The organism is Thalassolituus alkanivorans, assembly GCF_020447205.1.
Taxonomy (GTDB): domain Bacteria; phylum Pseudomonadota; class Gammaproteobacteria; order Pseudomonadales; family Oceanobacteraceae; genus Venatoribacter; species Venatoribacter alkanivorans.
The window spans coordinates 1-246 of the sequence record NZ_JAJAEL010000047.1 but is presented as its reverse complement, the minus strand read 5'-3'; the positions used below and the strand labels follow the sequence as shown (position 1 = coordinate 246).

Here is a 246-nt window from a genome sequence, read left to right as displayed (position 1 = left end):
ATTCATTGTCATTAATTACCTGACCGTTTTTCACCGCTTCGGCATAATCAACGCCTATGTATTCAGCGAGCTGTGCCAGTTGCCGGAGTTGAGTAACGTTGTCTGGGATCTCAGCTTCATTCGCCCCGGCAGATAGAGAAAGTGGCAGCATCAGAAATATGATGGCATGAAGGGTGGCTCGTTTCAGGCGTTGCAATCTGCAATCAAACATCTCGGTGTTCTCTTATTCATGAATCGCTAATGATT

General features: G+C 45.9%; 1 pseudogene. It reads right to left on the bottom strand.

Annotation, left to right across the window (positions count from 1 at the left end):
* A pseudogene (locus LGT44_RS18130) lies at nucleotides 1–211 on the bottom strand (iron permease); the annotation flags it as partial.
* Between the last annotated feature and the right edge of the window lie 35 nt (nucleotides 212–246).